Source organism: Pseudomonas sp. R4-39-08 (assembly GCF_003852275.1).
Classification (GTDB): Bacteria; Pseudomonadota; Gammaproteobacteria; order Pseudomonadales; family Pseudomonadaceae; genus Aquipseudomonas.
In genome coordinates, this window is sequence record NZ_CP027733.1 from 5599082 (window position 1) to 5625763 (window position 26682).

General features: G+C 60.6%; 28 protein-coding genes and 1 other RNA gene. 12 read left to right on the forward strand and 17 right to left on the reverse strand.

The window, feature by feature from the left end:
• The first annotated feature begins 5 nt into the window (after positions 1-5).
• The 3 genes from C4J88_RS26020 to C4J88_RS26030 all read left to right on the forward strand — a co-directional run bounded on the left by C4J88_RS26020 (position 6) and on the right by C4J88_RS26030 (position 2141).
• A complete protein-coding gene (locus C4J88_RS26020) occupies positions 6-452 on the forward strand; it encodes an NfeD family protein (protein WP_124408463.1) in 447 nt (148 codons plus the stop codon).
• 68 nt (positions 453-520) lie between these two features.
• Positions 521-835, forward strand: a complete 315-nt coding sequence (locus C4J88_RS26025) for a DUF2388 domain-containing protein (protein WP_124364886.1) — start codon at positions 521-523, stop codon at positions 833-835.
• Between the two features lie 163 nt (positions 836-998).
• Complete coding sequence (locus tag C4J88_RS26030; protein WP_124408464.1) at positions 999-2141, forward strand: DegT/DnrJ/EryC1/StrS aminotransferase family protein; 1143 nt, start codon at positions 999-1001, stop codon at positions 2139-2141.
• 49 nt (positions 2142-2190) lie between these two features.
• Here the strand turns inward: C4J88_RS26030 and gcvH are convergent, their stop codons facing one another.
• The 8 genes from gcvH to C4J88_RS26070 all read right to left on the reverse strand — a co-directional run bounded on the left by gcvH (position 2191) and on the right by C4J88_RS26070 (position 11256).
• A complete protein-coding gene (gene gcvH / locus C4J88_RS26035; protein WP_124368756.1) occupies positions 2191-2574 on the reverse strand; it encodes a glycine cleavage system protein GcvH in 384 nt (127 codons plus the stop codon).
• A gap of 53 nt (positions 2575-2627) precedes the next feature.
• Entirely contained in the window at positions 2628-3710 is a 1083-nt protein-coding gene (gene gcvT / locus C4J88_RS26040; RefSeq protein ID WP_124408465.1) for a glycine cleavage system aminomethyltransferase GcvT, read from the reverse strand.
• 156 nt (positions 3711-3866) lie between these two features.
• Positions 3867-5483 carry an iron ABC transporter permease gene (locus tag C4J88_RS26045; RefSeq protein ID WP_124408466.1) on the reverse strand — a complete coding sequence of 539 codons (1617 nt, stop codon included), beginning with the start codon at positions 5481-5483 and terminating at the stop codon, positions 3867-3869.
• Between the two features lie 228 nt (positions 5484-5711).
• Positions 5712-6716 carry an extracellular solute-binding protein gene (locus C4J88_RS26050; protein ID WP_124408467.1) on the reverse strand — a complete coding sequence of 335 codons (1005 nt, stop codon included), beginning with the start codon at positions 6714-6716 and terminating at the stop codon, positions 5712-5714.
• A gap of 176 nt (positions 6717-6892) precedes the next feature.
• Positions 6893-8110, reverse strand: a complete 1218-nt coding sequence (locus tag C4J88_RS26055; protein ID WP_164487754.1) for a 2-octaprenyl-3-methyl-6-methoxy-1,4-benzoquinol hydroxylase — start codon at positions 8108-8110, stop codon at positions 6893-6895.
• Between the two features lie 61 nt (positions 8111-8171).
• Positions 8172-9359: a 2-octaprenyl-6-methoxyphenyl hydroxylase gene (ubiH, locus tag C4J88_RS26060; RefSeq protein ID WP_124408469.1), complete on the reverse strand. Its 1188-nt coding sequence runs from the start codon at positions 9357-9359 to the stop codon at positions 8172-8174.
• Positions 9356-10678, reverse strand: coding sequence for a Xaa-Pro aminopeptidase (gene pepP / locus C4J88_RS26065; protein WP_124368762.1), 1323 nt, complete (start codon positions 10676-10678; stop codon positions 9356-9358). Before pepP ends, ubiH begins: the two co-directional genes overlap by 4 nt.
• A gap of 20 nt (positions 10679-10698) precedes the next feature.
• The gene (locus C4J88_RS26070; protein ID WP_124408470.1) at positions 10699-11256 is read right to left on the reverse strand and encodes a YecA family protein; all 558 of its coding nucleotides are present in this window, start codon (positions 11254-11256) and stop codon (positions 10699-10701) included.
• A gap of 138 nt (positions 11257-11394) precedes the next feature.
• Between C4J88_RS26070 and C4J88_RS26075 the strand changes: the two genes are divergently transcribed.
• The 4 genes from C4J88_RS26075 (at position 11395) to C4J88_RS26090 (ending at position 12815) form a co-directional block, all read left to right on the forward strand.
• Positions 11395-11604, forward strand: coding sequence for a TIGR02449 family protein (locus C4J88_RS26075; protein WP_003177365.1), 210 nt, complete (start codon positions 11395-11397; stop codon positions 11602-11604).
• Positions 11601-11918 (forward strand): cell division protein ZapA, encoded by a 318-nt coding sequence (locus tag C4J88_RS26080; protein ID WP_005792389.1) that lies wholly within the window; start codon positions 11601-11603, stop codon positions 11916-11918. The genes C4J88_RS26075 and C4J88_RS26080 overlap by 4 nt, the downstream gene beginning before the upstream one ends.
• A gap of 30 nt (positions 11919-11948) precedes the next feature.
• Positions 11949-12127, forward strand: a non-coding RNA gene (gene ssrS, locus C4J88_RS26085) — 6S RNA.
• A 58-nt stretch (positions 12128-12185) separates the two neighbouring features.
• Entirely contained in the window at positions 12186-12815 is a 630-nt protein-coding gene (locus C4J88_RS26090; RefSeq protein WP_124408687.1) for a 5-formyltetrahydrofolate cyclo-ligase, read from the forward strand.
• A 7-nt stretch (positions 12816-12822) separates the two neighbouring features.
• Here C4J88_RS26090 and C4J88_RS27505 read toward each other — a convergent pair whose 3' ends face one another.
• Positions 12823-12969, reverse strand: coding sequence for a hypothetical protein (locus C4J88_RS27505; protein ID WP_015886446.1), 147 nt, complete (start codon positions 12967-12969; stop codon positions 12823-12825).
• Between the two features lie 193 nt (positions 12970-13162).
• Here C4J88_RS27505 and C4J88_RS26095 point away from each other — a divergent pair, with 193 nt between their 5' ends.
• Together C4J88_RS26095 and C4J88_RS26100 are read left to right on the forward strand one after the other, a co-directional pair.
• Positions 13163-13612 carry an EVE domain-containing protein gene (locus C4J88_RS26095; RefSeq protein ID WP_124408471.1) on the forward strand — a complete coding sequence of 150 codons (450 nt, stop codon included), beginning with the start codon at positions 13163-13165 and terminating at the stop codon, positions 13610-13612.
• Positions 13613-13933: 321 nt separating this feature from the next.
• Complete coding sequence (locus tag C4J88_RS26100; RefSeq protein ID WP_124408472.1) at positions 13934-14341, forward strand: hypothetical protein; 408 nt, start codon at positions 13934-13936, stop codon at positions 14339-14341.
• Positions 14342-14410: 69 nt separating this feature from the next.
• Here the strand turns inward: C4J88_RS26100 and C4J88_RS26105 are convergent, their stop codons facing one another.
• Positions 14411-14818 (reverse strand): flagellar basal body-associated protein FliL, encoded by a 408-nt coding sequence (locus C4J88_RS26105; RefSeq protein ID WP_124368766.1) that lies wholly within the window; start codon positions 14816-14818, stop codon positions 14411-14413.
• Between the two features lie 150 nt (positions 14819-14968).
• Between C4J88_RS26105 and C4J88_RS26110 the strand changes: the two genes are divergently transcribed.
• Positions 14969-15946 (forward strand): NADPH:quinone oxidoreductase family protein, encoded by a 978-nt coding sequence (locus C4J88_RS26110; protein ID WP_124405617.1) that lies wholly within the window; start codon positions 14969-14971, stop codon positions 15944-15946.
• A 295-nt stretch (positions 15947-16241) separates the two neighbouring features.
• Positions 16242-17579: a glycerol-3-phosphate transporter gene (glpT, locus tag C4J88_RS26115; RefSeq protein ID WP_124405618.1), complete on the forward strand. Its 1338-nt coding sequence runs from the start codon at positions 16242-16244 to the stop codon at positions 17577-17579.
• Here glpT and C4J88_RS26120 read toward each other — a convergent pair.
• The 7 genes from C4J88_RS26120 to C4J88_RS26150 form a co-directional block, all read right to left on the reverse strand.
• A complete protein-coding gene (locus tag C4J88_RS26120; RefSeq protein WP_124364902.1) occupies positions 17576-18229 on the reverse strand; it encodes a gamma-glutamylcyclotransferase in 654 nt (217 codons plus the stop codon). The two genes, glpT and C4J88_RS26120, sit on opposite strands and share 4 nt — an antisense overlap.
• A gap of 138 nt (positions 18230-18367) precedes the next feature.
• The gene (locus tag C4J88_RS26125) at positions 18368-19336 is read right to left on the reverse strand and encodes a CDP-6-deoxy-delta-3,4-glucoseen reductase (protein WP_124408473.1); all 969 of its coding nucleotides are present in this window, start codon (positions 19334-19336) and stop codon (positions 18368-18370) included.
• Complete coding sequence (gene ubiD / locus C4J88_RS26130; protein WP_124368770.1) at positions 19336-20802, reverse strand: 4-hydroxy-3-polyprenylbenzoate decarboxylase; 1467 nt, start codon at positions 20800-20802, stop codon at positions 19336-19338. Before ubiD ends, C4J88_RS26125 begins: the two co-directional genes overlap by 1 nt.
• Before the next feature lie 59 nt (positions 20803-20861).
• Positions 20862-22844 carry an acyltransferase family protein gene (locus C4J88_RS26135; protein WP_124408474.1) on the reverse strand — a complete coding sequence of 661 codons (1983 nt, stop codon included), beginning with the start codon at positions 22842-22844 and terminating at the stop codon, positions 20862-20864.
• A gap of 156 nt (positions 22845-23000) precedes the next feature.
• Entirely contained in the window at positions 23001-24260 is a 1260-nt protein-coding gene (gene rho / locus C4J88_RS26140; RefSeq protein WP_003176825.1) for a transcription termination factor Rho, read from the reverse strand.
• A 234-nt stretch (positions 24261-24494) separates the two neighbouring features.
• Positions 24495-24824, reverse strand: a complete 330-nt coding sequence (trxA, locus tag C4J88_RS26145) for a thioredoxin TrxA (RefSeq protein ID WP_124364909.1) — start codon at positions 24822-24824, stop codon at positions 24495-24497.
• Positions 24825-24944: 120 nt separating this feature from the next.
• The gene (locus tag C4J88_RS26150) at positions 24945-25640 is read right to left on the reverse strand and encodes a FadR/GntR family transcriptional regulator (protein WP_124364910.1); all 696 of its coding nucleotides are present in this window, start codon (positions 25638-25640) and stop codon (positions 24945-24947) included.
• Between the two features lie 253 nt (positions 25641-25893).
• Here C4J88_RS26150 and C4J88_RS26155 point away from each other — a divergent pair, with 253 nt between their 5' ends.
• Positions 25894-26679, forward strand: coding sequence for a transporter substrate-binding domain-containing protein (locus C4J88_RS26155; protein WP_124372242.1), 786 nt, complete (start codon positions 25894-25896; stop codon positions 26677-26679).
• The last annotated feature ends 3 nt before the right edge of the window (positions 26680-26682 follow it).

Genomic DNA, 26682 nt, shown 5'->3' on the forward strand with positions numbered 1-26682 from the left:
CCATCATGTGGGATTTCCTGCAGCACCTTTCGTTCTGGGACTGGCTGGCGCTGGGCACCGTGTTGTTGATTCTCGAGGTGTTCGGCGCGGGAGGCTACCTGTTGTGGATGGGTATCGCCGCAGCCGCCGTGGGAGTGATCAAGTTTATCGTCCCGCCCCTGGGACTTGAGTGGCAACTGCTGCTGTTCGCCCTGTTGTCAATATTGACGGCCGTGTACTGGTGGAAACGCCAACGCAGCGGCGCCAAGGCCAGCGATCAACCCGGCTTGAATGAGCGCGGTTCAGAGTTGATCGGACGCACCTTCGTGGTGCATCAGGCGATCGTGGATGGCAGGGGCAAGGTTAACGTCGGCGATGGCGTATGGATGGTCACCGGTGCCGATGCGCCCGTAGGCGCTCAAGTGCGCGTGGTTGGCCAGGATGGGGTGGTTTTAAAGGTTGAAACTGTTTAGTCAGTGATGGAACTGGATCAGGTTAACTACAATCAAAATGTACAGATAACCCACCGGAGTCACCCATCATGCGTCTTAAATATGCTGTCGCAACCCTCGCTGTGCTCTCCCTCCCTGTCGGCTCAGCCATGGCCGATAGCTTCTGGCGTAATGTCATCTCGTCGGGCGCAACCACCGGCTCGACTTACCTGACCTTCAAGGACCACAAGCTGGTAGTCGCCGCCCAGGACGACGCCGGCAGCTTCGTCGCCAGCAACGGCGGCATTCGCGGCCCGTACCTGGAAGCGGCCATGCAGAAGGTCCGTGCTGATAACCCTGGCCTGCAAGCCACGGATATGGAACTGGCCAACGCCATCCTCGCGAAGAACGCTGTAACCGAGTAATACCTGCACGTTAAAAAATGCCGCTTTTTCAAGCGGCATTTTTTTGCCTGGAGCGTGACGAATCATTCACGGGCGACAGGCTATATTCAGTCGAGCCGTGCAACCATGCAGGGCTGACACGTCCATTACTCATCGCCTACCTGAAACGGATGCCCTCTTCGTCATGAGCCAACAGCCCTTCCTGCCGTTTTCCAAACCTACCATTGATGAAGCCACCATCTCGGCGGTCGGCGATGTGCTGCGCTCGGGCTGGATCACCAGCGGGCCGAAGGTGCAGGCGTTCGAAGCGCAGCTGTCGGAATATTTCGGCGGTCGGCCGGTACGCACTTTCAACTCCGGCACCTGCACCATGGAGATTGCCCTGCGTATCGCCGGTATCGGGCCTGGGGATGAAGTCATTACCACACCGATTTCCTGGGTTGCCACGGCCAACGTTATTCTGGAGGTAGGCGCCACTCCGGTATTCGCCGATATTGACCCGGTGACCCGCAACATCGACCTGGCCCAGGTTGAAGCCGCGATAACCCCGCGCACCAAGGCGATCATCCCGGTCTATTTGGCCGGCTTGCCCCTGGACATGCCGATGCTTTACGCGCTGGCCAACAAGTACAACCTGCGCATCATCGAGGACGCCGCCCAGGCCCTGGGTTCCAGTTGGGACGGGCAACGCATCGGCGCTACCGGCGACTTTGTGTCGTTCAGTTTCCAGGCAAACAAGAACATCACCTCATCCGAAGGCGGCTGCCTGGTGCTCAACAACGCCGAAGAGGCCCGTCTGGCCGAGAAATACCGCCTGCAAGGCGTGACCCGCAGCGGTTTTGATGGCCTGGATGTGGACGTGTTGGGTGGCAAATTCAACATGACCGATATCGCCGCCGCCATTGGTCTGGGGCAGTTTGCCCACATCGAGAAGATCACCGCCCATCGCCAGAACCTGGCTCGGCATTACTTCGAATGCTTCGGCAGTGATTTTGAACAAGTGTACGGCGCGCAACTGCCGCCGGCCGACTTCGAAAACAGCAACTGGCACCTGTTCCAGCTGGTATTGCCGGAGCGTCAGGACGGTTTGCCTGCCCGCGCCACCTTTATGGAACGGATGCAGGCCCACGGCGTCGGCATCGGTTATCACTACCCGCCGATCCACCTGCTGAGCCTGTATCGGGCACAAGGGTTCAAGGAAGGCATGTTCCCGGTGGCGGAGCGTGTTGGGCGTCTGATCGTGTCGTTGCCGATGTTTACGGCGATGACAGAGGCGGATGTAGAGCGGGCTGTGGCGGCGGTCAAAGCAGTACTGAAAGCAAGCTGATCACATAATGTGGGAGGGGGCAAACCCCCTCCCACATTGGGTTTTGCGTTTACTCGCCGATAGCGGCTTTGTAGCCGGCAGCGTCGAGCAGTTTTTCCAGATCAGCCGAGTTGCTTGGCTTGAGCTTGAAGATCCAGGCGCCATACGGGTCAGAGTTCAGCAGCTCAGGACTACCGCTCAACTCTTCGTTGACCGCAATCACCTCGCCAGCAACCGGCGAGTAGATATCCGAAGCGGCTTTCACCGACTCAACCACACCCGCCTGGCCTTGCGCTTCAAAAGTGGCACCAACCTCAGCCAGTTCAACAAACACCACATCACCCAAGGCTTCCTGAGCATGGTCGGAGATCCCGACGGTCACGGTGCCGTCGGCTTCCAGACGGGCCCACTCATGACTTTCGGCAAAACGCAGGTCGGCAGGGATATTGCTCATAGTCTGTGTCCTCAAGAAGAAATGTCAGCGGCCATAGGCCTGCCGGAAAATAGTTAGATCAGGGTTTTGCCATGGCGTACGAAGGTCGGCTTGACCACTCGCACCGGGTACCACTTGCCGCGGATTTCCACTTCGGCCCGGTCGGCAGTCGCCGTCGGTACGCGCGCCAGGGCAATGGATTTGCTCAGCGTAGGTGAGAAACTACCACTGGTGATCTCTCCTTCGCCAACATTGGCGATACGAACCACCTGGTGAGCGCGCAGAACCCCCCGTTCTTCCAGGACCAGTCCCACTAATTTGAATTGCACCCCGGCAGCCTTTTCCGCCTCCAGCGCGGCGCGGCCGATGAAATTTCGCCCGGCGGGCTCCCAGGCGATGCTCCAGGCCATGTTGGCGGCCAGGGGTGATACCTGCTGGTGGATATCCTGGCCATACAGGTTCATGCCGGCTTCCAGGCGCAGGGTGTCGCGGGCACCGAGGCCGATGGGGGAAATACCGGCGCCCACCAGATCGTTGAAAAAACCCGGCGCCTGGTCTGCAGGCAGGACAATTTCCAGGCCGTCTTCGCCGGTGTAACCGGTGCGGGCAATAAACCAGTCGCCGTCGGCCTGGCCTTCGAAGGGCTTGAGCTGATGGATCAGGGTGCCACGGGACTGGGTCACCAATTCGGCGATCTTGTGCCGCGCATAGGGACCTTGAATGGCGAGCATGGCCAGCTCGGGGCGCTCCTGGAGTTGCACTTGATAGCTGCCCAGTTGCGCCTGCATCCAGGCCATGTCCTGGTCACGGGTGGCGGCGTTGACCACCAGCCGGTAACCGGTTTCGGTACGGTAGACGATCATGTCGTCCACTACCCCGCCCTGCTCGTTGAGCATGGCGCTGTACAACGCGCGGCCGCAGCCGTGCAATCGATCAACGTCATTGGCCAGCAAGTGCTGGAGCCATTCCTTGGCCTGAAGGCCGCTGACATCGATCACGGTCATATGAGATACATCGAACACCCCGCAGTCGCGCCGCACCTGATGGTGCTCCTCAACCTGCGAGCCGTAATGCAAAGGCATATCCCAACCGCCAAAATCGACCATTTTCGCGCCGAGGGCGAGATGCAGGTCATACAGAGGCGTACGCTGTCCCATGGGTTTCTCCTTCCGGGCTTGGCGAAGGTGCGCAGAGTTGCCGCCAGTGCCGAGCGCCTTGGATTACAAGGCCAGCAGACACATGCGCCAACCCGCCTCGAAAGACGCGGCACACCGAATGCCGCGCATTGTAGCCGCAAGCTGTAGGACTGGCACCTAACCGATTTGTCGTGCGGAGCGTCGGATCAGCCCGACGACCGGCAACAACCCAACCAGTACCAGGGTCAGCGCCGGCAGCGAGGCCCGCGCCCATTCCCCTTCACTGGTCATTTCAAAGATCCGCACCGCCAGGGTGTCCCAGCCAAACGGGCGCATCAGCAAGGTGGCGGGCATTTCCTTGAGCACATCGACGAACACCAGCAGCGCCGCGCTCAGGGTGCCGGGCAGCAACAGTGGCAGATACACCTTGCAAAACAGTTGTGGGCCGCTCACCCCCAGACTTCGTGCGGCCTCGGGCAACGACGGACGGATACGCGCCAGGCTGTTTTCCAGCGGCCCGTAGGCCACCGCCAGGAACCGCACCAGATAGGCGAGCACCAGCGCCGAGAGGCTGCCCAGCAGCAACGGTTTGCCCGTACCGCCCAGCCAGCCCGACAGCGGCACCACCAGTTCGCGGTCCAGGTAGCTGAAGGCGAGCATGATCGACACCGCCAGCACCGATCCGGGCAAGGCATAACCGACATTGGCCAGGCTGATGCCGGAGCGAATCGCCCGAGTCGGCGCAAGGCGGTTGGCGAACGCCAGTATCAGCGCCACGCCGACGGTGATCAGCGCCGCAATCCCGCCCAGATACAGGGTGTGCAGGATCAGGCCGGTGTAGCGCTCATCCAGGTCGAACCGGCCACGCTGCCAGAACCACACCACCAGTTGCAGCACCGGGATCACAAACGCGCAGGCGAACACCAAGCCACACCAGCCACTGGCCGCTGCCGCCTTGAACCCACGCAGGTGATACAACGCCTTGCCTCGCGGGCGCTCGTTGCTGGGTCGGCTTGCTCCACGGGCGCGCCGTTCGCCATACAGCACCAGCATCACCACCAGCAGCAACAGGCTGGCGAGTTGGGCTGCGCTGGACAGGCTGAAAAAGCCGTACCAGGTTTTATAGATGGCGGTGGTGAACGTGTCGAAATTGAACACCGAGACCGCACCGAAATCCGCCAGGGTTTCCATCAAGGCCAGGGCGACACCCGCCCCAATCGCCGGCCGCGCCATGGGCAGCGCCACGCGCCAGAATGCTTGCCAGGGCGACTGGCCCAGCACCCGCGCCGCTTCCATCAAGCCCTTGCCCTGGGCCAGGAATGCAGAGCGCGCCAGCAGGTAGACATAGGGGTAGAACACCAGCACCAATACGATGATCACGCCACTGGTGGAGCGCACACGCGGCAGGCGCAGCCCGGCGCCGAACACGTCGCGCAGCAGGGTTTGCACGGGGCCCGCAAAATCCAGCAGTCCCACGAACACGAAGGCCAACACGTAGGCCGGAATTGCAAAGGGCAGCATCAGTGCCCAGTCCAACCAGCGGCGGCCGGGGAATTCGCAGAGGCTGGTCAGCCAGGCCAGGCTTACGCCCAGCAACGTCACGCCAAGGCCGACGCCGAGCACCAGGGTCAAGGTGTTACCCAGTAAACGTGGCATCTGGGTGTCCCAGAGGTGGGACCAGATCTGGGCGTCGACGCTTTGCCAGGACAGCAACAGCACGCTCAGCGGCAGCAGCACCAGGGCGGCGACGCTGAAGACCGGCAGGTACCAGCGGCGTTGGGCGGGATGGGCCACGGCTTAATTCTCTGGAGGGTGAACACAACACTGTGGAGGGGACGTGCCCTACAGCCTGTTAAGGCTTTTTGTAGGAGCGAGCTTGCTCGCGAAGAACTCAGGGCCCCCGCGTTTATCCAGAATGAACGCGTTGCCTGAACGTTTTTCGCGAGCAAGCTCGCTCCTACAGTGGCATGGCGGTGAATCAGCCCCCCTCCCACATTTTTTGATCTGCGGCGATTTACAAAATCAGTTCCAGCCGGCGCGATCCATTAAGCGAATAGCCTCGGCCTGGCGCTTGCCCGCCACTTCCACCGGCAAGGTGTCGGCCACGAATTTGCCCCAGCTCGCCACTTCAGCCGACGGCGCTACCGCTGGGTTGGCGGGGAACTCCTGGTTCACATCGGCGAAAATCTGCTGCGCCTCGGGCGTGGTCATCCACTCCACCAAGGCCTTGGCCGCCGCCGGGTGTGGTGCGTGCTTGGTCAGGCCAATGCCCGACAGGTTCACATGCACGCCACGGTCGCCCTGGTTCGGCCAGAACAGCTTCACCGCCAGGTCCGGCTTCTGCTTGTGCAGGCGACCGTAGTAGTACGTGTTGACGATACCCACATCGCATTGCCCGGCATTGATCGCCTCCAGCACCGCAATATCGTCGGAGAATACGTCGGTGGACAGGTTATTCACCCAGCCTTTGACGATTTCTTCAGTCTTGCTCGCGCCATGGGTTTCGATCAGCGTGGCGGTCAGTGACTGGTTGTAGACCTTTTTCGCCGTGCGCAGGCACAGCCGGCCTTCCCACTGTTTGTCGGCCAGGGCTTCGTAGGTGGTCAGGTCGCCCGGTTTTACCCGGTCGGTGGAATAGGCGATGGTCCGCGCGCGCAGGCTCAAGCCGGTCCAGGCGTGGGCCGAAGAACGGTATTGCAACGGAATGTTCTTGTCGATCACCTCGGAGGTGAACGGCTGCAGGATGCCCATCTGCTCGGCCTGCCAGAGGTTGCCGGCGTCGACGGTGAGCAGCAGGTCGGCGGTGGCGTTTTCGCCTTCGGCCTTGATGCGCTGCATCAGCGGCGCTTCCTTATCGGTGATGAATTTGACCTGTACACCGGTCTTGCGGGTGTAGGCGTCGAACACCGGCTTGATCAGTTCGTCGATGCGCGAGGAGTACACCACCACTTCGTCGGCGGCCTGCACGGCGGTGCTGCCGATCAGGGTGAGTGCCAGGGCAGTCAGGAGGCGCTTGGGTGCCAACATGGGTGCGGTCGCTCATTTGCAAAAAGAGCGCAAATGATAAGGACTCACATTTGGTACCGCTTGCTGGAGGCGTTACCAGATGTTGCACGGTCGGAGGTATGCGTGAGGGCTGATGGCCTCATCGGGGGCAAGTCGAATCGTCGCACCGCCCCTCCCACAGGGTGCCGCATTTCAGTTCACAGTTTGGCGAGTTCCGGAAGATCGCCGGTCAAGCCCAGGGCCTGGCGTACAAACAATGCCTTGGCTTCGGGCAACTGGTCGACCATTTTCAAGCCGGCATTGCGCAGCCAGCGCAACGGCAGTTGATCGGCCTGGAACAAGCGCTCGAAGCCCTCCATTGCCGCCATCAGCGCCAGGTTATGCGGCATGCGCCGCCGCTCGTAGCGGCTCAGCACCTTCACATCCGCCAGACGTTCACTGCGTTCGTTGGCCGCCAGCAGCACTTCAGCCAGCACCGCGGCATCGAGAAATCCCAGGTTCACGCCCTGCCCCGCCAACGGGTGGATGACGTGAGCCGCATCGCCAATCAATGCCAGGCCTTCGGCCACATAGCGTTTGGCGTGGCGCTGACGCAACGGCACGCAGACGCGCGGGTCGGCGCTGATCACGTTGCCGAGGCGCCCTTCAAAGGCGCGCTCCAATTCATCACAAAAGCGTTCATCATCCAGGGCCATCAGGCGCTCGGACTCCGCCGGCGTGGTCGACCACACAATCGAGCACCAATCCTCTTGCCCATCGCGCACCAGCGGCAAAAACGCCAGCGGGCCGGTATCGGTGAAGCGTTGCCACGCCGTGCGCCGGTGCGGCAGGCTGCTGCGCACGCTGGTCACGATGGCGTTATGCAGGTAATCCCATTCACGGGTGGGAGTGCCGGTCAGGCGGCGCACCGCCGAGTTGGCGCCGTCGGCGGCCACCACCAGCGGCGCGCGCAGCTTGCGCCCATCGGCCAGGGTCAGCAGCCAGTCATCGCCGGAACGGCGCATCTGCTCCAGGCGCGCAGTCGCCAGCAGCCCCAGGTCGCAATCATGCAGGCGGTCCAGTAGGGCATCCTGGACCAGGCGGTTCTCGACGATATGCCCCAGCACCTCGGCATGTACGCTGGCTGCCGAAAAGTGGATCTGCCCGGTGCCGCTGCCGTCCCACACGTGCATCTCGCCATACGGGCTGGCGCGACGCTGGACGATGCCGTCCCACACGCCAAGGCGCTCCAGAATGCGCTGGCTGGCGGCGGACAACGCACTCACCCGCGGTTCAAACGGCGCTGCCGGCTCGAACGGCTTGACGCTCAGCGGGCTGCCGTCAAGCAGCAACACCTGCAGGCCACTGCCCTGCAACGCCAGCGCCAGGGCGCTTCCGACCATTCCGGCCCCGACAATCAGCACATCTGCGCGCATGTCCATGCTTTAAGCCTTGTCTCGTGTGCGGCACAGGCCGCCAATAAAGTGATGGGCCGGCTCAAACATCGGAGCGCACCCCCAGCCCCATGGCCTGGCGGGCGAACCAGCGTTTGGCCGGCGGTAACAGATCCAGGCCGAGCAGGCCCATGTTGCGCCCCAGCGCCACCAACGGTTGCCCGCTGCCGAACAGGCGCGTGACCTGGTCGGAGAAACCCACGGTCAGTTGCTGGTCCAGGCGCTGGCGCTCGCGATAGCGTTGCAGTGTCGCCAGGTCACCCGGCACTGCCGGCCCGGCCAGCAAGGCTTCGGCCAGGGCATTGGCATCGCGCAGGGACAGGTTGAAACCTTGCCCGGCGATCGGGTGCAGGCTGTGCGCGGCATTGCCGAGCACCACCAGGTGCGAGCGTACTTGCTCTTCCGCTTCCACCAGGGTCAGCGGATAAAGATGCCGCGCGCCCACCTGTTTCAGGGTGCCCAGGCGATAGCCGAACACGCCCTGCAATTCGCTCAGGAAACTGCGCTCATCCAGGTTGGCCAGGCGCTGGGCGTCCATGCCGATGCGGGTCCAGACCAGCGCACAGCGGTTGTCGGGCAGCGGCAGCAAGGCCATCGGCCCCTCATCGGTGAAACGCTCGAACGCTTCGCCATTGTGGGCTTCGCTCGGGGTAATATTGGCGATCAGCGCGCTCTGGTTGTAGGGCCGGGTTTTCACGCCGATGCCAAGCTGCTCGCGCAGACCGGAGCGACCGCCATCGGCCAATACCGCAAGCTCGCATTCCAGTACGGTTTCGTCATTGAGGGTCAGCCGATAGCCATCGGGCAGCGGCTCCATGCGCGTCACTTCCGCCGGGCAGCGCCAGCTCACCACGTCCTTGTCCAGGCCTTGCCACAGGCACTGGCCGAGCCAGGCGTTTTCCACCACATACCCCAGGGCCGGCACGCCTTCTTCCAGGGCCGACAAGCGTGCGGTAGAGAAACGCCCGCGGTCCGACACATGAATCTGTTTGATCGGCTCCGCGCGCCGGGAAATTGCTTGCCAGACGCCCAGGCGCTGATAAATCTGGCGAGCGCCGAATGACAACGCCGAAGAACGCGCGTCGTAGCTCGGCTGATAGCTGTCACCCGGCGCGAAGGGTTCGATCAGTGCGATTTTCCAGCCGCGCGCCTTGGCCCCGGCCTGCAACGCCACGGCCAGGCTCGCGCCCACCAGGCCGCCGCCGATGATCGCCAGGTTGACCCGGCTCATCGGGCCGCCGCCATCAGCGCTTCGATCTCGGCCACCGTCTTGGGCACCGCGCCGGTCAGGATTTCACAGCCTTGCTTGGTCACTATCACGTCGTCCTCGATGCGTACGCCAATGCCACGCCACTTCTTCGCTACGTTCTGGTTGTCCGGTGAAATATAGATCCCCGGCTCCACGGTCAAGGCCATGCCGACTTCCAGCACGCGCCATTCACCGCCCACTTTGTACTCGCCCACGTCATGCACATCCATGCCCAGCCAGTGGCCGGCGCGGTGCATGTAAAAGGCGCGGTAGGCTTCACTGGCGATCAGCTCGTCAACGTCGCCTTGCAGCAACCCCAGCTTGACCAACCCGGCAGTGATGACCTGCACGGTCGCCTCATGCGCCTGGTTCCAATGCTTGTTCGGCGCGATCTGCTTGAAGGCGGCTTCCTGGGAAGCCAGCACAATTTCGTAGATCGCCTTCTGCTCGGGCGAAAACTTGCCATTGACCGGCCAGGTGCGGGTGATGTCACTGGCGTAGCAGTCGATCTCGCAACCGGCGTCGATCAGCACCAGGTCACCGTCCCTGAGCAGCGCGTCATTCTGCTGGTAATGCAGGATGCAGCTGTTACGCCCGGACGCGACGATGGAGCCATAGGCCGGCATTTTCGCGCCGCCCTTGCGGAATTCGTAATCCAGCTCGGCTTCCAGGCTGAATTCATGCAGGCCGGCACGGCTGGCCTGCATCGCCCGCACATGGGCCGCGCAGGAAATCCGCGCCGCCTCGCGCATCACCTTCACTTCCGCCGCCGATTTATACAGGCGCATGTCGTGCAGCAGATGATCCAGGGCAACGAACTCGTTCGGCGGCTGGGCGCCCAGGTGCGCTTTGGAGCGGATCACGTTGATCCACTCCATTACATGCCGGTCGAATTCGGCATTGCTGCCCATGGCTGAATACACCCGATCACGGCCTTCGATCAGGCCGGGCAGGATGTCGTCGATGTCGGTGATGGGAAACGCGTCATCAGCCCCGTAATCACGGATCGCGCCTTCGGTGCCGGCGCGCAGGCCATCCCACAATTCGCGTTCGGCATTGCGCTCGCGGCAGAACAGCACGTACTCGCCATGCTGACGACCGGGCATCAGCACGATCACCGCTTGCGGTTCGGGAAAACCGCTCAGGTACTGGAAGTCGCTGTCCTGGCGGTAGACATGCTCCACATCACGATTGCGGATCGCCACGGCGGCGGCCGGCAGGATCGCGATGCTGTTGGGTTCCATCTGCGCCATGAGCGCCTTGCGGCGACGGGTGTATTCCGCTTTGGGGATATGGATCATGGGCAGATGGGCTTCCTCGTTTAGTGCAGCGACGGCTTGGGCGAAGCAGGCTCAGCGGACTTTTTGGTCTCGGTGAACAGCAGCAACGGCGCAACGCGCAGGTATTCCATGACTTCCATGTAGTCGCCCTCGCCGTCTTCGGACTCTTCCAGGGCGTCCTGCACTTGGGAGATGGCGGCCAGGTCCTGCAGCACCTCCTTGGCGTCGGTGCTCAGCTCCAGGCCGCCGGCGTTCACGCCGAAACCGTGGAGGAAACCCTGGCACCATTGGCCCAGCGCGGCGGCGCGTTCGGCCAGCGGCGCATCGTCGGTGGGCAGCAGCAGGACCACGGTGACGTCATCACCGGTCAGCTCGCCCTTGACCATCTCTTGCAGGCCGATCAGCGCATTGCGCACGTTTTCTTCGGGTTCTTTCTCCAGCAGCTCGGCCACATCGGCCAGCCAGTTGTCGGCATCGAAGCCGACACCGGTGCAGCTGCGGCCCAACAGCACGCCGTGCAGTTCGGCAGGCGAGCAAGAATGGCCGCTGGTGCTCAGCAGTTTGGAAAAAGCGTCGTACGGGGAGTTCTGAATGGGCATGGTGAGCTAGGCGCCAGACGGCGCAATGTCTAGAATGGAGCGCTGTATCCTAGCACCGGCAGACGTACCAAGACTATCGAGGGCGTCAGATCGTTTATCCTGCAGTTGCCATTCATCAGACAAATCCAGTGGAACCCAATGGAAGACACCGACCTGCAAGCGCTGATGGCCAGACTCGAACTGCTAATTGATCGGGTCGAGCAACTTAAGAGTCAAAACGGACTCCTACTAGCTCAGGAAAAAACCTGGCGCGAGGAACGCGCTCACCTCATTGAAAAAAACGAAATCGCCCGGCGTAAGGTCGAATCGATGATTTCGCGCCTGAAGGCCCTGGAGCAAGACTCATGAGTTCAAGCAATAGCGTTACCGTGCAGATCCTCGACAAAGAATATTCGATCATCTGCCCCCAGGAAGAGCGCAGCAACCTGGTGAGCGCTGCCCGCTACCTGGACGGCAAGATGCGCGAAATCCGCAGCAGCGGCAAAGTGATCGGCGCCGACCGCATCGCCGTGATGGCCGCGCTGAACATTACCCACGACCTGTTGCATAAGCAGGAACGCCCTGACGTGCAGGCCAGCGGCTCGACCCGCGAGCAAGTGCGTGACCTGCTCGAACGCGTTGATCTGGTGCTTTCCACCGATTCAGACGCACCCAAGGGCTGATTGCCGAGTCTGTTTAAGGTATACTCGCCCCACTCCCTGGCGTGCTTGCCAGTCGGCGATGTCCCGGAGCCGATTCGCACTACCCTGGAAGTTGCACGTTGGGCTGGTGTGCATGTCCGCTAGACGGAAAGCCTTAAAGCCTACTGCTTCTTCCACCTTGAACTTTCGGGTTCAAGGGCTTAGTCGACAGCGGTTCTGTCGGGGAGCCTGAATTCCCAAACTCAATGCCAGTCCCAGGACTGGCATTGTTTTATGAGCCGAAAAGCCATGACCGAACCTGCGCCGCTTTCCCGTCCGCAACTTCGACGCATGTTGCGCAAAGCCCGCCGCGCCCTCACGCCCCGCGAGCAGCGCCAGGCCGCCTGCGGCCTGTATCGGCAACTGGCACAGCACCCGCTGTTTCGCCGGGCCAAACATATTTCCTTATATCTACCGACGGACGGCGAAATCGATCCGCGTCTGCTGCTGCGCGCTGCCCAGCGACAGGGCAAGGCCACCTACCTGCCCGTACTGAGTGCGTGGCCACGTACCAAGATGGTGTTCCAACGCGTGCGGCCTGGGGATAAGTTGTTGCCCAACCGCTTTCGCATTCTGGAGCCACGGGCCAATGCCCGGTGCCAACGCAAGGTGTGGGCGCTGGACCTGGTACTGCTGCCGCTGGTGGGGTTCGATAACGAGGGTGGGCGATTGGGCATGGGGGGCGGATTCTATGACCGCAGCCTGGCCTACCTTGCCAGGCGAAAAACCTGGCGCAAGCCGACGCTGCTGGGGCTGGCCCATGAATGTCAGCAAGTCGATCGCCTGGCGCAGGCGAGCTGGGACGTGCCGCTGGCGGGCACGGTCACCGATAAGCAATGGTTTGTCGCAGAAACGTCGCTGGAACCGCGACGCGGTTAAAACCGAGTTAACGCTTGAATTGCTGTTGCACAGGCGAGAGTTCGACCGGCGCATCGGTCTTGTTCGACCACAGGCTCTGGGCATACCCGGTGGTCACGACGCCCAGACCAAACAAAATTACCAAAATCCATAGTAAATCCGGTTTACGTTGCATCGATTGCCCCCCTTCAGGCACCTCGTACACGATGACAACAACGTTCCAAAGTAGTCCGTTGCAGCTGCACCAAGCTTAAAAGCCGGCATTCTGCGGTAACGTGAACCAACACGCAAACCTTGACGCCAACCGACTGTCGGTTTGTCATGGCATTGCCCGACAACTTGCCCAATGCCTTTCTCAGGAGTCCCGAATGGCCTACTGGCTGATGAAATCCGAGCCCGACGAGCTCTCCATCAACGACCTGGAAAAGCTCGGCGAAACGCGCTGGGACGGGGTTCGCAACTACCAGGCGCGCAATTTCCTGCGCGCCATGGCGGTGGGCGATGAGTTTTTCTTCTATCACTCCAGTTGCCCGGAGCCCGGCATTGCCGGTATCGGCAAAATTATCCAGGCCGCCTACCCCGACCCCACCGCGCTGGATCCGGACAGCCATTATTTCGACGCCAAGGCCAGCGCGGAGAAAAACCCGTGGAGTGCGATCACCGTGGCCCACGTCAAAACCTTCCCCAAGGTACTTGGCCTGAGTCACTTGAAACAGCAAACCACGCTCGTCGAGTTGCCACTGGTGCAGAAGGGCAGCCGGCTTTCGGTGATGCCGGTCACGTCGGATCAATGGGCTGCGATTCTTCGACTGCTTTAACTGTTCCGATGCTGTTGCTATCAGGCGGCAGATGTCACTGGACCGGGATGCAGGGTATGTGTGATGTACCGGACTTACTGGCGCGGGATTGACTGTTGTTTTTTTGCGGTGGCGCTGTCGCGGTGCAGGAGAAGTCTTGCCTCTTGAGACAAGCATCTAAGACCCTTCGATTATAAAAAGAATAGAAATCAGAAAAAACAACATAAAGAACTGTCACTTATGACAGTAGCGGGCTCCTTCTCCTTAGCGCTTACTTTTGGCGTAACGGTTGCCACCGAAAACTTGAGCAACTGGTCACACTCATTACTTAAGGGAATAGCCATGCCTGACATAACGACATCCAAGCACTGCGAATGTGGCGATATTACTACCATCATTATCGATAAAAATAACCCCACGGGAATAACGACCGTAACAGGAGAATATCCATCACGGGGATTCAAGGGCGACATAGAGGTTGAGTACGCCGCTTCTGGAAGTGTATTCACCCTTAAAACTCGAAGGTATAGATTCAGCGGTGCGAACCAAGGGCAGAACCAGAGATTCGAAGTTAGGTTCGGCCCAATATTGGCGATAGAACCAATACAGAATGGACAATGGATTAATTGGCCTTCATCTATGGATGTGCCCTATTATCCTCCGGGGATGATTTTTACATTTTTATTCAACTTTCATGTTGATCCATGTGGAACAACCAGATACGACAGGAAAGGCGTGATTCTCAAATAATTACTTCAATTGTAAACACCAACGAGCCTGCGGCTTGCCACGCGAGCCGCAGGCTTCGTTAATCAACAGTTACTGAATAATCAAGTTATTGAACAACAAATCCTCAACCACCGGCTTGCCCGTCTCGTCATTCATCACTTGCTGGGTTTGCTTAAGGGCTTCCTGGCGCAGCTTTTCCTTGCCTTCAACGGTGCTCATGGCCTCGTTGGTCTGCTGGGTAAACAGCGCCACCAACTGGTTACGGATCAAGGCGTCGTTTGCCTTCACCGCCGCGGCGGCTTCGGACCCGGTCACGCGCAGGGCGATGTCAGCCTTGAACACCTTGAGTTTCGCCGTGCCATCCAGGCCGTAGTTACCCACGAACGGCGGGCTCAGGCTGATATAGCTGACCTTCGGCGCCTCGCCCTCTTTGGCTTCTTCGGCCTGAGCCGCCATCGGCAAGGTCAGGGCCAGCATCAATAGGATCCACGCTTTCACAGTTCATTCCTCGAATTCGGTTGCCGGGTAGCATAACGCTAGCAAGGCTGAGCACAAGCTTATGGGGGCTTATCAGGCGCGGGCATGCTCGTTGACCCACGGGCGTACCCTCCTACACTTATCGGCCACGACGCCAAAAGGAATAGTCCGATGAAAGCTGTGCTGTGCAAAGCCTTCGGCCCCGCCGAAAATCTGGTGCTGGAAGAGATCGCCAGCCCTGCGATCAAGCAGAACGAAATCCTGCTGGACGTGCACGCGGCCGGGGTGAATTTCCCGGACACCCTGATCATCGAAGGCAAGTACCAGTTCAAGCCGCCCTTCCCGTTTTCGCCGGGTGGCGAAGCGGCGGGCGTGGTGAGTGAGGTTGGGGAGAAGGTCAGTCACTTGAAAGTCGGTGATCGCGTGATGGCCCTGACCGGCTGGGGCAGCTTTGCCGAGCAGGTCGCGGTGCCGGGCTATAACGTGCTGCCGATCCCGCCGAGCATGGACTTCAACACCGCCGCCGCCTTCAGCATGACCTACGGCACCTCGATGCACGCGCTGAAACAGCGGGCCAACCTGCAACCCGGCGAAACCCTGTTGGTGCTTGGCGCTTCCGGTGGCGTGGGCCTGGCCGCCGTGGAAATCGGCAAGGCCATGGGCGCCCGGGTGATCGCCGCCGCCAGCAGCGCCGACAAGCTGGCGGTGGCCAAGGCGGCCGGCGCCGATGAGCTGATCAACTACAGCGAAGCCAGCCTCAAGGACGAGGTCAAGCGCCTGACCGGTGGCAACGGCGCCGATGTGATTTACGATCCCGTGGGTGGCGACCTGTTTGACCAGGCCATCCGCTCGATCGCCTGGAACGGCCGCTTGTTGGTGGTGGGCTTTGCCAGCGGGCGCATCCCGGAACTGCCGGTGAACCTGGCACTGCTCAAGGGCGCGGCGGTGGTGGGGGTGTTCTGGGGTTCGTTTGCCCAGCGTCAGCCCCAGGACAATGCGGCGAATTTTCAGCAGTTGTTCACCTGGTATGGCGAGGGCAAGTTGAAGCCGTTGGTGTCGCAGGTGTATCAGTTGGAACAGGCTGCCCAGGCGATCAATGATCTGGGGCAGCGCAAGGCGGTGGGTAAGGTGGTCGTTCAGACCCGCTGATAGCCAGTTGAAATGCGAACAATGTGGGAGGGGGCTTGCCCCCGATAGCGGTGGATCAGTTGACACATATGTTGACTGAACCACCGCTATCGGGGGCAAGCCCCCTCCCACATTTGGATCTCCAGCGCCTGCAGAATCCACTTACGACCACACCTTATCTATTCGCGACATGTTCATTAAAGAACATGCAATTGCTCCCATTTCCTGTGTTTGCAGATAAGAGGCGATGCTATTTTCGGTAACGAAACTGTAACATTCGCATCCGCAGTCAAAACAAGAAATCTGGAGCTCTTGAATGTTTGCTTTCTTTCGACCTGCCGCACATCAGGCGCCCCTGCCTGAAGAAAAAATAGACACGACCTACCGACGGCTGCGCTGGCAGATCTTCGCCGGTATTTTCATCGGTTACGCCGGCTACTACCTGCTGCGCAAAAACTTCTCCCTGGCCATGCCCTACCTGATCGACGAGGGTTACACCCGTGGGGAACTGGGCCTGGCGATGTCGGCCATCGCGATAGCCTACGGCCTGTCCAAGTTCCTCATGGGCCTGGTGTCCGACCGCTCCAACCCGCGCTACTTCCTGCCCTTCGGCCTGCTGGTTTCAGCGGGGGTGATGTTCATTTTCGGTTTCGCGCCTTGGGCAACGTCCAGCGTGACCATGATGTTCATTTTGCTGTTCATCAACGGTTGGGCCCAGGGCATGGGCTGGCCGCCGAGTGGGCGGACCATGGTGCACTGGTGGTCGCAGAAGGAACGCGGCGGCGTGGTGTCGGTGTGGAACGTGGCGCACAACGTCGGCGGCGGCCTGATCGGCCCGCTGTTCCTCTTAGGCATGGCCTGGTTCAACGACTGGCATGCGGCATTTTACGTGCCGGCCACGGTGGCGCTGGCGGTGGCGGTGTTTGCCTTCATTACCATGCGTGACACCCCGCAATCGGTGGGCCTGCCGCCTATCGAAAAGTACAAGAACGACTACCCGGAAGGCTACGACGCCAGCCACGAAGACGAATTCAGCGCCAAGGAAATCTTCGTCAAGTACGTGCTGCGCAACAAAATGCTGTGGTACATCGCGTTCGCCAACGTGTTCGTCTACCTGCTGCGCTACGGCGTACTGGACTGGGCGCCGACCTACTTGAAAGAAGCCAAGCATTTCACGGTCGACAAGTCGTCGTGGGCGTATTTCTTCTACGAGTGGGCCGGTATCCCGGGCACGCTGCTGTGCGGCTGGATGTCGGACAAGATCTTCCGTGGCAATCGTGGCCTGACCGGCATCGTGTTCATGGCGCTGGTGACCGTGGCGACCCTGGTTTACTGGCTTAACCCGCCGGGCAATCCAACGGTCGACATGATCGCGCTGGTTTCCATCGGCTTCCTGATCTACGGCCCGGTGATGCTGATCGGCCTGCAGGCGCTGGAACTGGCACCGAAGAAAGCCGCCGGTACGGCTGCGGGTTTCACCGGCCTGTTCGGCTACCTGGGCGGTTCGGTGGCGGCGAGTGCGGCGATGGGCTACACGGTGGACCACTTCGGTTGGGACGGCGGTTTCGTGCTGTTGATCGGCGCGTGCGTCCTGGCGATTGCCTTTCTGATCCCAACGCTGTGGCACACCAACAGTGTCAGCTCGGCGCGTTAACCGCCTGAGCAATCCTTTGCACAACGCTTGAGCCGCGCCTCCAGGTTTTTATCTGGCATGGCGTGGCTACGCAGGGCGTTCACGGTCTGTTCGACATAATCGCGAGTGGTGCCGTAACGCCCGCAAGCGCTTTGCAGCACATGATTGAGCACAATATCGGGCAAGTTGCCGGCATAGCTGGGCAAGTGCCGCTCCAGCACAAACCCCAACGCCTGTACCTGGCTGCCATCTTCCAGCCGGCAACTGAGCCAGTGCGGTCGATAGGACGGGTAAGGCATTTCGCGTTGCCACAACGCATAGAGCGAAGCCTCCAACTGATCTTCCGGCAAGCGGTAAGCAAACCCGCTGCACGAGCCGCCCCGATCCAGCCCGAACACCAGGCCCGGCAGCTCCGGCGTACCCCGGTGCTCATGCGACCACAAGTACAAGCCCCGATGATAACCATGGACCCGCGCCCGCACCCGCTCGGTGGATGAACATTCCGGGCGCCAGATCAGCGAACCATATGCAAATAGCCAGACCGGCCCACCCTTGTGCCGAGCCATGGTGGCCTGCATCGAGCTCATCAATTGTTCGTGAGTGAGTTGCGGCCCCAAGTCGAGCCGCGGAGGGTAAGCCAACTGCAAAAGATCGGTTTCAATGGCGGTCATGGCGAAAAGCGGTACGCCTCCTATGTATTACCAGTTGTAAGCGACTTTACCGTAATAAAACGCGCCGCTGTAACCGTACGGCGAAAAAGTGCTGTAGGCGAGATTGGCGGCGCAATGGTGCTGCCGGATTTGATCTGCTCAGGGCCGAGGGGCATAGGCAAACACGTCAGCGCGCATCTGGTGCGCATCCATACCGGCGTCGACCAACGCATCCAGCGTGCCGTAGATCATCGCCGGGGATCCACTGGCGTATACATGCATGGCCTTAAGATCCGCAATGTCCTCGCAAACGGCTTCATGCAGCAACCCGCAACGTCCTTCCCAGCCGCACAGGTCACTGACGACTTTGTGCAGAAACAGGTTGGGCAGTTGCCGCCACTGATCCCAGTGCTCGATCTCGTAGAAATCTTCCGGGCGACGCACGCCCCAGTACAGGTGCACCGGGTGCTTGAAGCCGGAAGCCCGGCAATGCTCGATCAGGCTGTGCATCTGAGCCATGCCGGTACCGGCGGCGATCAGCACCAGCGGCCCGTCCGGCAGCTCCGCCAGGTGTGTGTCACCGAACGGCAGTTCGACGCGGGCCATCTGATTGCGCTGGAGCTGGTCCAACAGGTTGCGTGCGCTGTCTTCGCGGGCCAGTACGTGCAGTTCCAGCTCGCGTCCACAGTGAGGCGCCGACGCCAGAGAAAACGCCGACTTCTCGCCGTTCTCACGCTCGATCATCAGGTATTGCCCGGCGTGGTAACGCACGGCCTTGCCTGCAGGAGCCCGCAGGCGCACGCGCCACACATCGCCGCCGACTTCCACGCATTCGCTCAATTGGCACGCCAACTTGCGCAACGGCAGTTCCCCCGGCGCCAGCACGCCATCCCACAAGACAATGCAATCTTCCAACGGCTCGGCAATGCAGGTGTAGAACTCACCATGGTCACGCACCTCACCCGCCTGCTGCACCCGACCCTCCACCAGCAGCGCCGCGCAGACGTGGCAGACGCCGTTGCGACAGGCCTGCGGGCATTCGTAGCCCAGGCGGCGCGCGCCATCGAGAATTCGTTCGCCAGGGTCCAGTTCCAGGACCGCGCCGGAAGGTTGCAAGGTTACACGCATCAATCTATTCCCAATTCTTTCCAGATTGCATCGACGCGAGCAGTCACTGCGTCATCCTTGACGATCACCCGGCCCCACTCGCGGGTAGTTTCGCCCGGCCATTTGTGAGTGGCATCCAGGCCCATTTTCGACCCAAGGCCTGAAACCGGCGAGGCAAAATCGAGGTAATCGATGGGCGTGTTGTCGATCATTACCGTGTCGCGCTTGGGGTCCATGCGCGTGGTAATGGCCCAGATCACGTCATTCCAGTCGCGGGCGTTGATGTCGTCGTCGGTGACGATAACGAACTTGGTGTACATGAATTGTCGTAAAAACGACCACACGCCCAGCATTACCCGCTTGGCATGGCCCGGATACGACTTCTTCATGGTGACGATGGCCATGCGGTACGAGCAACCTTCCGGCGGCAGGTAGAAGTCGGTGATTTCCGGAAACTGCTTTTGCAGGATCGGCACGAACACTTCGTTCAGCGCCACGCCGAGAATGGCCGGCTCGTCTGGTGGCCGGCCGGTGTAGGTACTGTGGTAGATCGGTTTGATCCGATGGGTGATGCGCTCGACGGTGAACACCGGAAAACTGTCGACTTCGTTGTAATAACCCGTGTGGTCACCGTAAGGCCCTTCATCGGCCATCTCACCGGGGTGAATCACACCCTCGAGGATGATTTCGGCGGTGGCCGGCACTTGCAGGTCATTACCACGGCATTTCACCAATTCGGTGCGGTTGCCACGCAGCAGGCCGGCAAAGGCGTATTCGGACAGGCTGTCCGGCACTGGCGTCACGGCGCCCAGGATAGTGGCCGGGTCGGCGCCGAGGGCCACGGACACCGGGAACGGCTGGCCCGGATGCTTTTCGCACCACTCGCGAAAGTCCAGGGCGCCGCCACGGTGGCTCAGCCAGCGCATGATCACCTTATTGCGGCCGATCACTTGCTGGCGGTAGATGCCGAGGTTCTGGCGGTCCTTGTTCGGTCCCTTGGTGACGGTCAGGCCCCAGGTGATCAGCGGGCCGACATCGCCGGGCCAGCAGGTCTGCACCGGGAGCATGGCCAGGTCGACGTCATCGCCTTCGATGACCACTTCCTGGCACACCGCGTCCTTGACCACCTTGGGCGCCATGGCAATGATCTTGCGAAAGATCGGCAGCTTCGACCAAGCGTCCTTCAAGCCTTTGGGCGGCTCGGGCTCCTTGAGGAAGGCCAGCAGCTTGCCGATCTCGCGCAGCTCGCTGACCGCCTCGGCGCCCATGCCAAAGGCGACGCGTTCGGGGGTGCCGAACAGGTTGCCGAGCACCGGGATGTCAAAGCCGGTCGGGTTCTCGAACAGCAGCGCCGGGCCCTTGTTGCGCAAGGTGCGGTCGCAAATCTCAGTCATTTCCAGTACCGGTGAAATCGGCATCTGGATACGTTTCAACTCTCCGCGCTGCTCAAGTTGCTGCACGAAATCCCGAAGATCCTTGAATTTCATTAACCATGCCACCCGTAAAATAGGCGTACATCCTACCTGCTCTAGAGGCGGCTGGCAGCTTAATTGGCCGTCAACCCCCGTGATTGCAGCGATCTGAACAACGGCTCCAGGAAGGCCTCGATGTGCCGCGCGCCTACGTCGGAAAGGTGGTTATCGTCGGTGTACAGCGCGCGGCCATTGAGTTCCACCCGGCACAAGCCGTCGGTGCCGCACAGCAAGGGCGCGGGGTCCAGAACCCTGACACCGCTGTCGGCCGCCGCCAGCTCGTCGAACAGCTGGGTAATAAAGGCCTGGCGCTTCACATGCTCGGCCACGGCAAGCCCTTCACCGTCCACCGGTCGGTTCATCATTGCCAGGCGACTGAGGCGGTAAGGCACGATGATTTCCTGCAGCGGCACCTCCTTGACCAGCCAGACCTTATGCCCGGCAGCGCGCAGCGCCTGGATGCGCTCGCGCAGGCCCTGGGCAAAGCGCTGCTCGGCGACCGCACGCACATACTCACCAGTGCTGGGGTCCTTGAGCGCATGCTCTTTGTCGCCCGACATTTGCCCATAGACATACAGGCTCCAGCGCGCCGCCAGCACCACATCGCTGAATTTTTTCTCGGCCATCGCCTTCTCGACGCGACGGTTGAAATGCGCGCACCGGGCAATATTCTCCAGGCCATCCAACGGAATACAGCCCGCGAAGCTGGCTTCAACCAGGCTGATATCGTGGCGATCAGCGCCCTCTTTGAGTGCCGGAATCAGCGCGGTGGCATGACTGTCACCCCATACCAGCGCCGAGACGGACTGGGTTGGCGGACCAAAATGGCAGAACAACCGCTCGTCGGGCGTGTCTTTGTCAGCCATGCACGCCAGCAGGTCCGGGCTCCACTTTTTCGCCTGGGCGAAACGCAACGCCTGTTCGGACAACCGTGAAGGCACACCGTCGAATTCACGTATCGCAAGGCCCGTAAAGCCCAATCCCAGAATGCCGACCACAGCTGCCGCCAGAATCGACTTGCGGGCCGCCAACAGGCGTTTTTCCCGGAACGGCGTTTCCACAAAGCGCCAGGACAAGTAGCCCAGCACCAACGAGAGCAGCATCAACCCGGCTAACTCCAGGGTGCTCAAGCCATCCACCGCAGCATAGTTGGCGTACACAAACACCGGCCAATGCCACAGGTACCAGGAATAGGAAATCAGCCCGATACCGACCATCAGCCGCGTGCTCAACAGGCGCCCGACCCAGGTGTGTTGCTGCCCGTTGGCCCAGATCAGCCCGACGACACCCAGCACCGGCAGTAGCGCGGTCGCGCCGGGGAAAGGGGTTTTCGCGTCGTAACCCAATACGGCGATCAGAATCAGCGCCAGGGAGGCCAGGCTGACCCCCTGCGCCAGGGCGGGCGAGGCGCGCCACTCATATTTGGGCAGCACCGCCAGCATCGCGCCGGCCAACAATTCCCAGGCCCGCAGGTGCAGCAGGAAAAACGCTTTTTGCGGCTCATGCTCAACCGCCCAGACGCTCATGCCAAAGGAGCCCAGCAACACCGCGAACAGCGCCAGGCGCCAGTGCTTCAGGCGGCTTGAAAGCAAGGTGAGCAGCAGTGGGAAAACAATATAGAACTGCTCTTCTACCGCCAGCGACCAGGTATGCAGCAGAGGCTTGATGTCAGAGGACGCATCGAAGTAGCCATGCTGGCGTGCGAACAGCAAATTTGAGGTAAAGGTCACCTGATAGTGCGCCGACCGCCCCAACTCCTCATAGTCCTTGGGCGCCAACAGGAACCAGCCCACCGCCAGTGTCGCTGCAATCATTACAAACAGCGCCGGCAGGATGCGCCGTGCGCGGCGGGCCCAGAAATCAATGAAACTGAAGCGTCCGGCCTGGCGCTCGCGCCAGATAATGGACGTGATCAGAAAACCGGAAATAACGAAGAAGACGTCAACGCCAACGAAACCGCCGGTAAGGCCAGGAACGCCGAAGTGAAACAACACGACGGCGAGGACAGCGATGGCACGCAGCCCATCGATGTCTCTGCGGTAAGCAAGAGTGGTCATAAGAATTGTGGTCAGTCTGTGACGAAAGGAGTGAGCGTAGTCGCGCGTACAATTTTTGTTACTTAACGGACACTTATGCCATAAAACCCGATGAATCTCGACGCAAAAAAATGGCGCCCCCATTGGGGCGCCATTTTTCGGACCTGAAACGCGGTTTTACTTGCGCTTCATCGACAGGAAGAACTCGTCGTTGGTCTTGGTGGTTTTCAGCTTGTCGATCAGGAACTCGATGGCGGCCACTTCGTCCATCGGGTGCAGCAGCTTGCGCAGGATCCACATGCGCTGCAGTTCGTCGTCGGCAGTCAGCAACTCTTCGCGGCGCGTGCCGGAGCGGTTGATGTTGATGGCCGGGAACACACGCTTTTCAGCGATACGACGGTCCAGGGGCAGTTCCATGTTGCCGGTACCCTTGAACTCTTCGTAGATCACTTCGTCCATCTTCGAGCCGGTTTCAACCAGCGCGGTGGCGATAATGGTCAGCGAGCCGCCTTCTTCGATGTTGCGCGCGGCGCCGAAGAAACGCTTTGGCTTCTCCAGGGCGTGGGCATCGACACCACCGGTCAGCACCTTGCCGGAGCTCGGGATCACGGTGTTGTAGGCACGGGCCAGACGGGTGATGGAGTCGAGCAGGATCACCACGTCTTTCTTGTGTTCGACCAGGCGCTTGGCCTTCTCGATCACCATTTCAGCCACCTGCACGTGGCGGGTTGGCGGCTCATCGAACGTCGAGGCAACCACTTCGCCACGCACGGTGCGCTGCATTTCGGTCACTTCTTCCGGACGCTCATCGATCAACAGTACGATCAGGTGAACTTCAGGATTGTTACGCGCAATGTTCGCTGCAATGTTTTGCAGCATGATCGTTTTACCGGCTTTCGGCGGCGCGACGATCAGGCCACGCTGGCCTTTGCCGATAGGGGCGCACAGGTCGATTACACGACCGGTCAAGTCTTCGGTGGAACCGTTACCGGCTTCCATCTTCATGCGCACGGTCGGGAACAGCGGGGTCAGGTTCTCGAAGAGAATCTTGTTTTTCGCGTTCTCTGGACGATCGAAGTTGATCGTGTCGACCTTGAGCAGGGCGAAGTAACGCTCGCCTTCCTTCGGAGGGCGGATCTTGCCCACGATGGTGTCGCCGGTGCGCAAGTTGAAGCGACGGATCTGGCTCGGCGAGACGTAGATATCGTCTGGGCCGGCAAGATAGGAAGCGTCTGCGGAGCGGAGGAAGCCGAAGCCGTCCTGGAGAATCTCCAGCACGCCATCACCGGAGATTTCCTCGCCGCTTTTCGCGTGCTTCTTGAGCAGGGAGAAAATCACGTCCTGCTTGCGCGAACGGGCCATATTTTCTATGCCCATTTCTTCGGCCAGTTGGAGCAGGTCGGTAATCGGCTTTTGCTTGAGTTCAGTCAGATTCATATAGGAATGACGTAATCATTTATGGAGGGGGGAAATTAAGCTTTTGGCTTAATGAGGCCGCGCCGCAGAGAAGGCGACAGGATCGCGTACTAATCGAAAAGGAATGCGTCGGCGACGGCTTGCAGGGGGCAGTGGAGAAACCAGTGCGGGGCCGAATGTACCACCTGAATTTCGGAGCGTCTAGCCCTGTTTTACGAAAAAGCCCCGAGATTTTCGGGGCTTTTTTGGCGACGCTTAAATGTTGGCGTCGAGGAAGGCTTGCAGCTGGGACTTCGACAGCGCGCCTACTTTAGTGGCTTCGACGTTGCCGTTCTTGAATAGCATCAACGTCGGAATACCACGCACGCCGTGCTTGGCCGGGGTTTCCTGGTTCTCGTCGATGTTCAGCTTGGCAATGGTCAACTTGCCGTCATAAGTGGTTGCAATGTCGTCCAGGACCGGAGCGATCATTTTGCAAGGGCCGCACCATTCGGCCCAGTAGTCAACCAGCACCGGGCCGGCAGCCTTGAGTACTTCGGCCTCAAAGGTCGCGTCGGTGACGTGCTTGATAAGATCGTTGCTCATGGATGTCTCCGGAATGTAAGCAAAAAAAACGTTGCCCATCATAGCCGCCCTTCCCTCGTTCAGGAAGCCGCCTCTGATTGAGTCTTGCTATGGCGACGCATGACTTTGCATATCGCCGGCTCACGGCGCGACGGGTGTGACGAAGGCAATACCCGTGCGCAATGCGGCATTACGTACATGTTCCTGCATGGTTTTCTGCGCCGCCGCACTGGTGCGCCGGGCCAGGGCACGCAAAATCCTGCGATGCTCCTGCCAGGTTTCCATGGCGCGCTCTGGCCGGATGAACGGTAGTTTCTGGCTTTCCAGGAATACATCGGCGCTGGCGCTCAGAATACTCACCATCGCCTGGTTGCCGCTGGCCAGCAGGATGCGCTGGTGAAACTTGAAGTCCAGCCGGGCGGCAGCTTCAAAGTCACCCGCTTTGAGCACCTTGCGCATCGCCTCGACATTGTCTTCCAGGCTGTCGAGCTCGTCGGTGGTCAATGTGACCGCCGCCAACCCTGCCGCGAACCCTTCCAGGGCGTAACGCAGCTGGAAGATCTCCAGCGGCGTGGCCTGCGCCGCAAACGGCCAGGCGAGTTCGGACGGTGGGTCCGGCGCCTGCACAAACACGCCCTTGCCCGGCTGCACACTGACCACACCCAAGGCGCTCAAAGACGATAACGCCTCACGCAACGATGCCCGGCTGACGCCCAACCGCACCGCCAGATCGCGTTGCGAGGGCAATGCATCGCCCGGCCCGAAGCCCTGCTCCTTGATCAGTTTGCGGATGGCCTGCAGGGCCGCTTCCGGTACGGCTTGGGCGATGGAATTCATAAAAACTCAAGGTTCCAGTCAACTGAGCGGCTAGTTGTAAAGCTATTCACGCCTGCCGGCAAGCCACGCCCCAAAGGGGCTCGCGGGGTTTTTACGGCGCTCGAAAAGGGTGCGAAAAGCTTAATGACTGTTCAGACCAGTAAGACCATCCCACCCCAACGGATCCGTGCCTTACAGACAATTCAATGAGCGCTGGCATGGGCTGTGCACTGGGCAAACTCAGAAAATTCCTTCGCCCTTCTCGGAGAGTGCCATGACCAAGCGCTACAGCGCCCTGCTCACTGCCCTGTTTGCCAGCCTGATGCTGAGCCAGGCACCCGCCCAGGCCAACGGTTTGGACGACATTGTTGCCCGAGGCACCCTCAAGGTCGCCGTGCCGCAGGACTTCCCGCCGTTCGGTTCGGTGGGCCCCGACATGAAACCCCGCGGCCTGGACATCGACACCGCCAAGCTGCTGGCCGACCAGCTCAAGGTCAAGCTGGAGCTGACTCCGGTCAATAGCACCAACCGCATCCCCTTCCTCACCACCGGCAAGGTCGACCTGGTGATCTCCAGCCTGGGCAAGAACCCCGAACGCGAAAAAGTTATCGATTTCTCCAAGGCCTACGCGCCTTTCTACCTCGCCGTGTTCGGCCCGCCTGACGCGGCGATCAGCACCACCGACGACCTCAAGGGCAAGACCATCAGCGTGACCCGTGGCGCCATCGAGGACATCGAGCTGACGGCTGTCGCGCCCAAAGAGGCGACCATCAAGCGCTTTGAAGACAACAATTCGACTATCGCCGCCTACCTGGCCGGCCAGGTCGACCTGATCGCCAGCGGCAACGTGGTGATGGTGGCGATCAGCGAGCGCAACCCGAAACGCGTACCGGCGCTGAAGGTGAAGCTCAAGGACTCCCCGGTGTACGTGGGTGTGAACAAGAACGAGCCGGCGTTGCTGGACAAGGTCAACCAGATACTGGTCGCGGCGAAGGCTGATGGCAGCCTGGAAAAGAACGCTATGCAGTGGCTCAAAGAGCCGCTGCCGGCTGATCTGTGACGC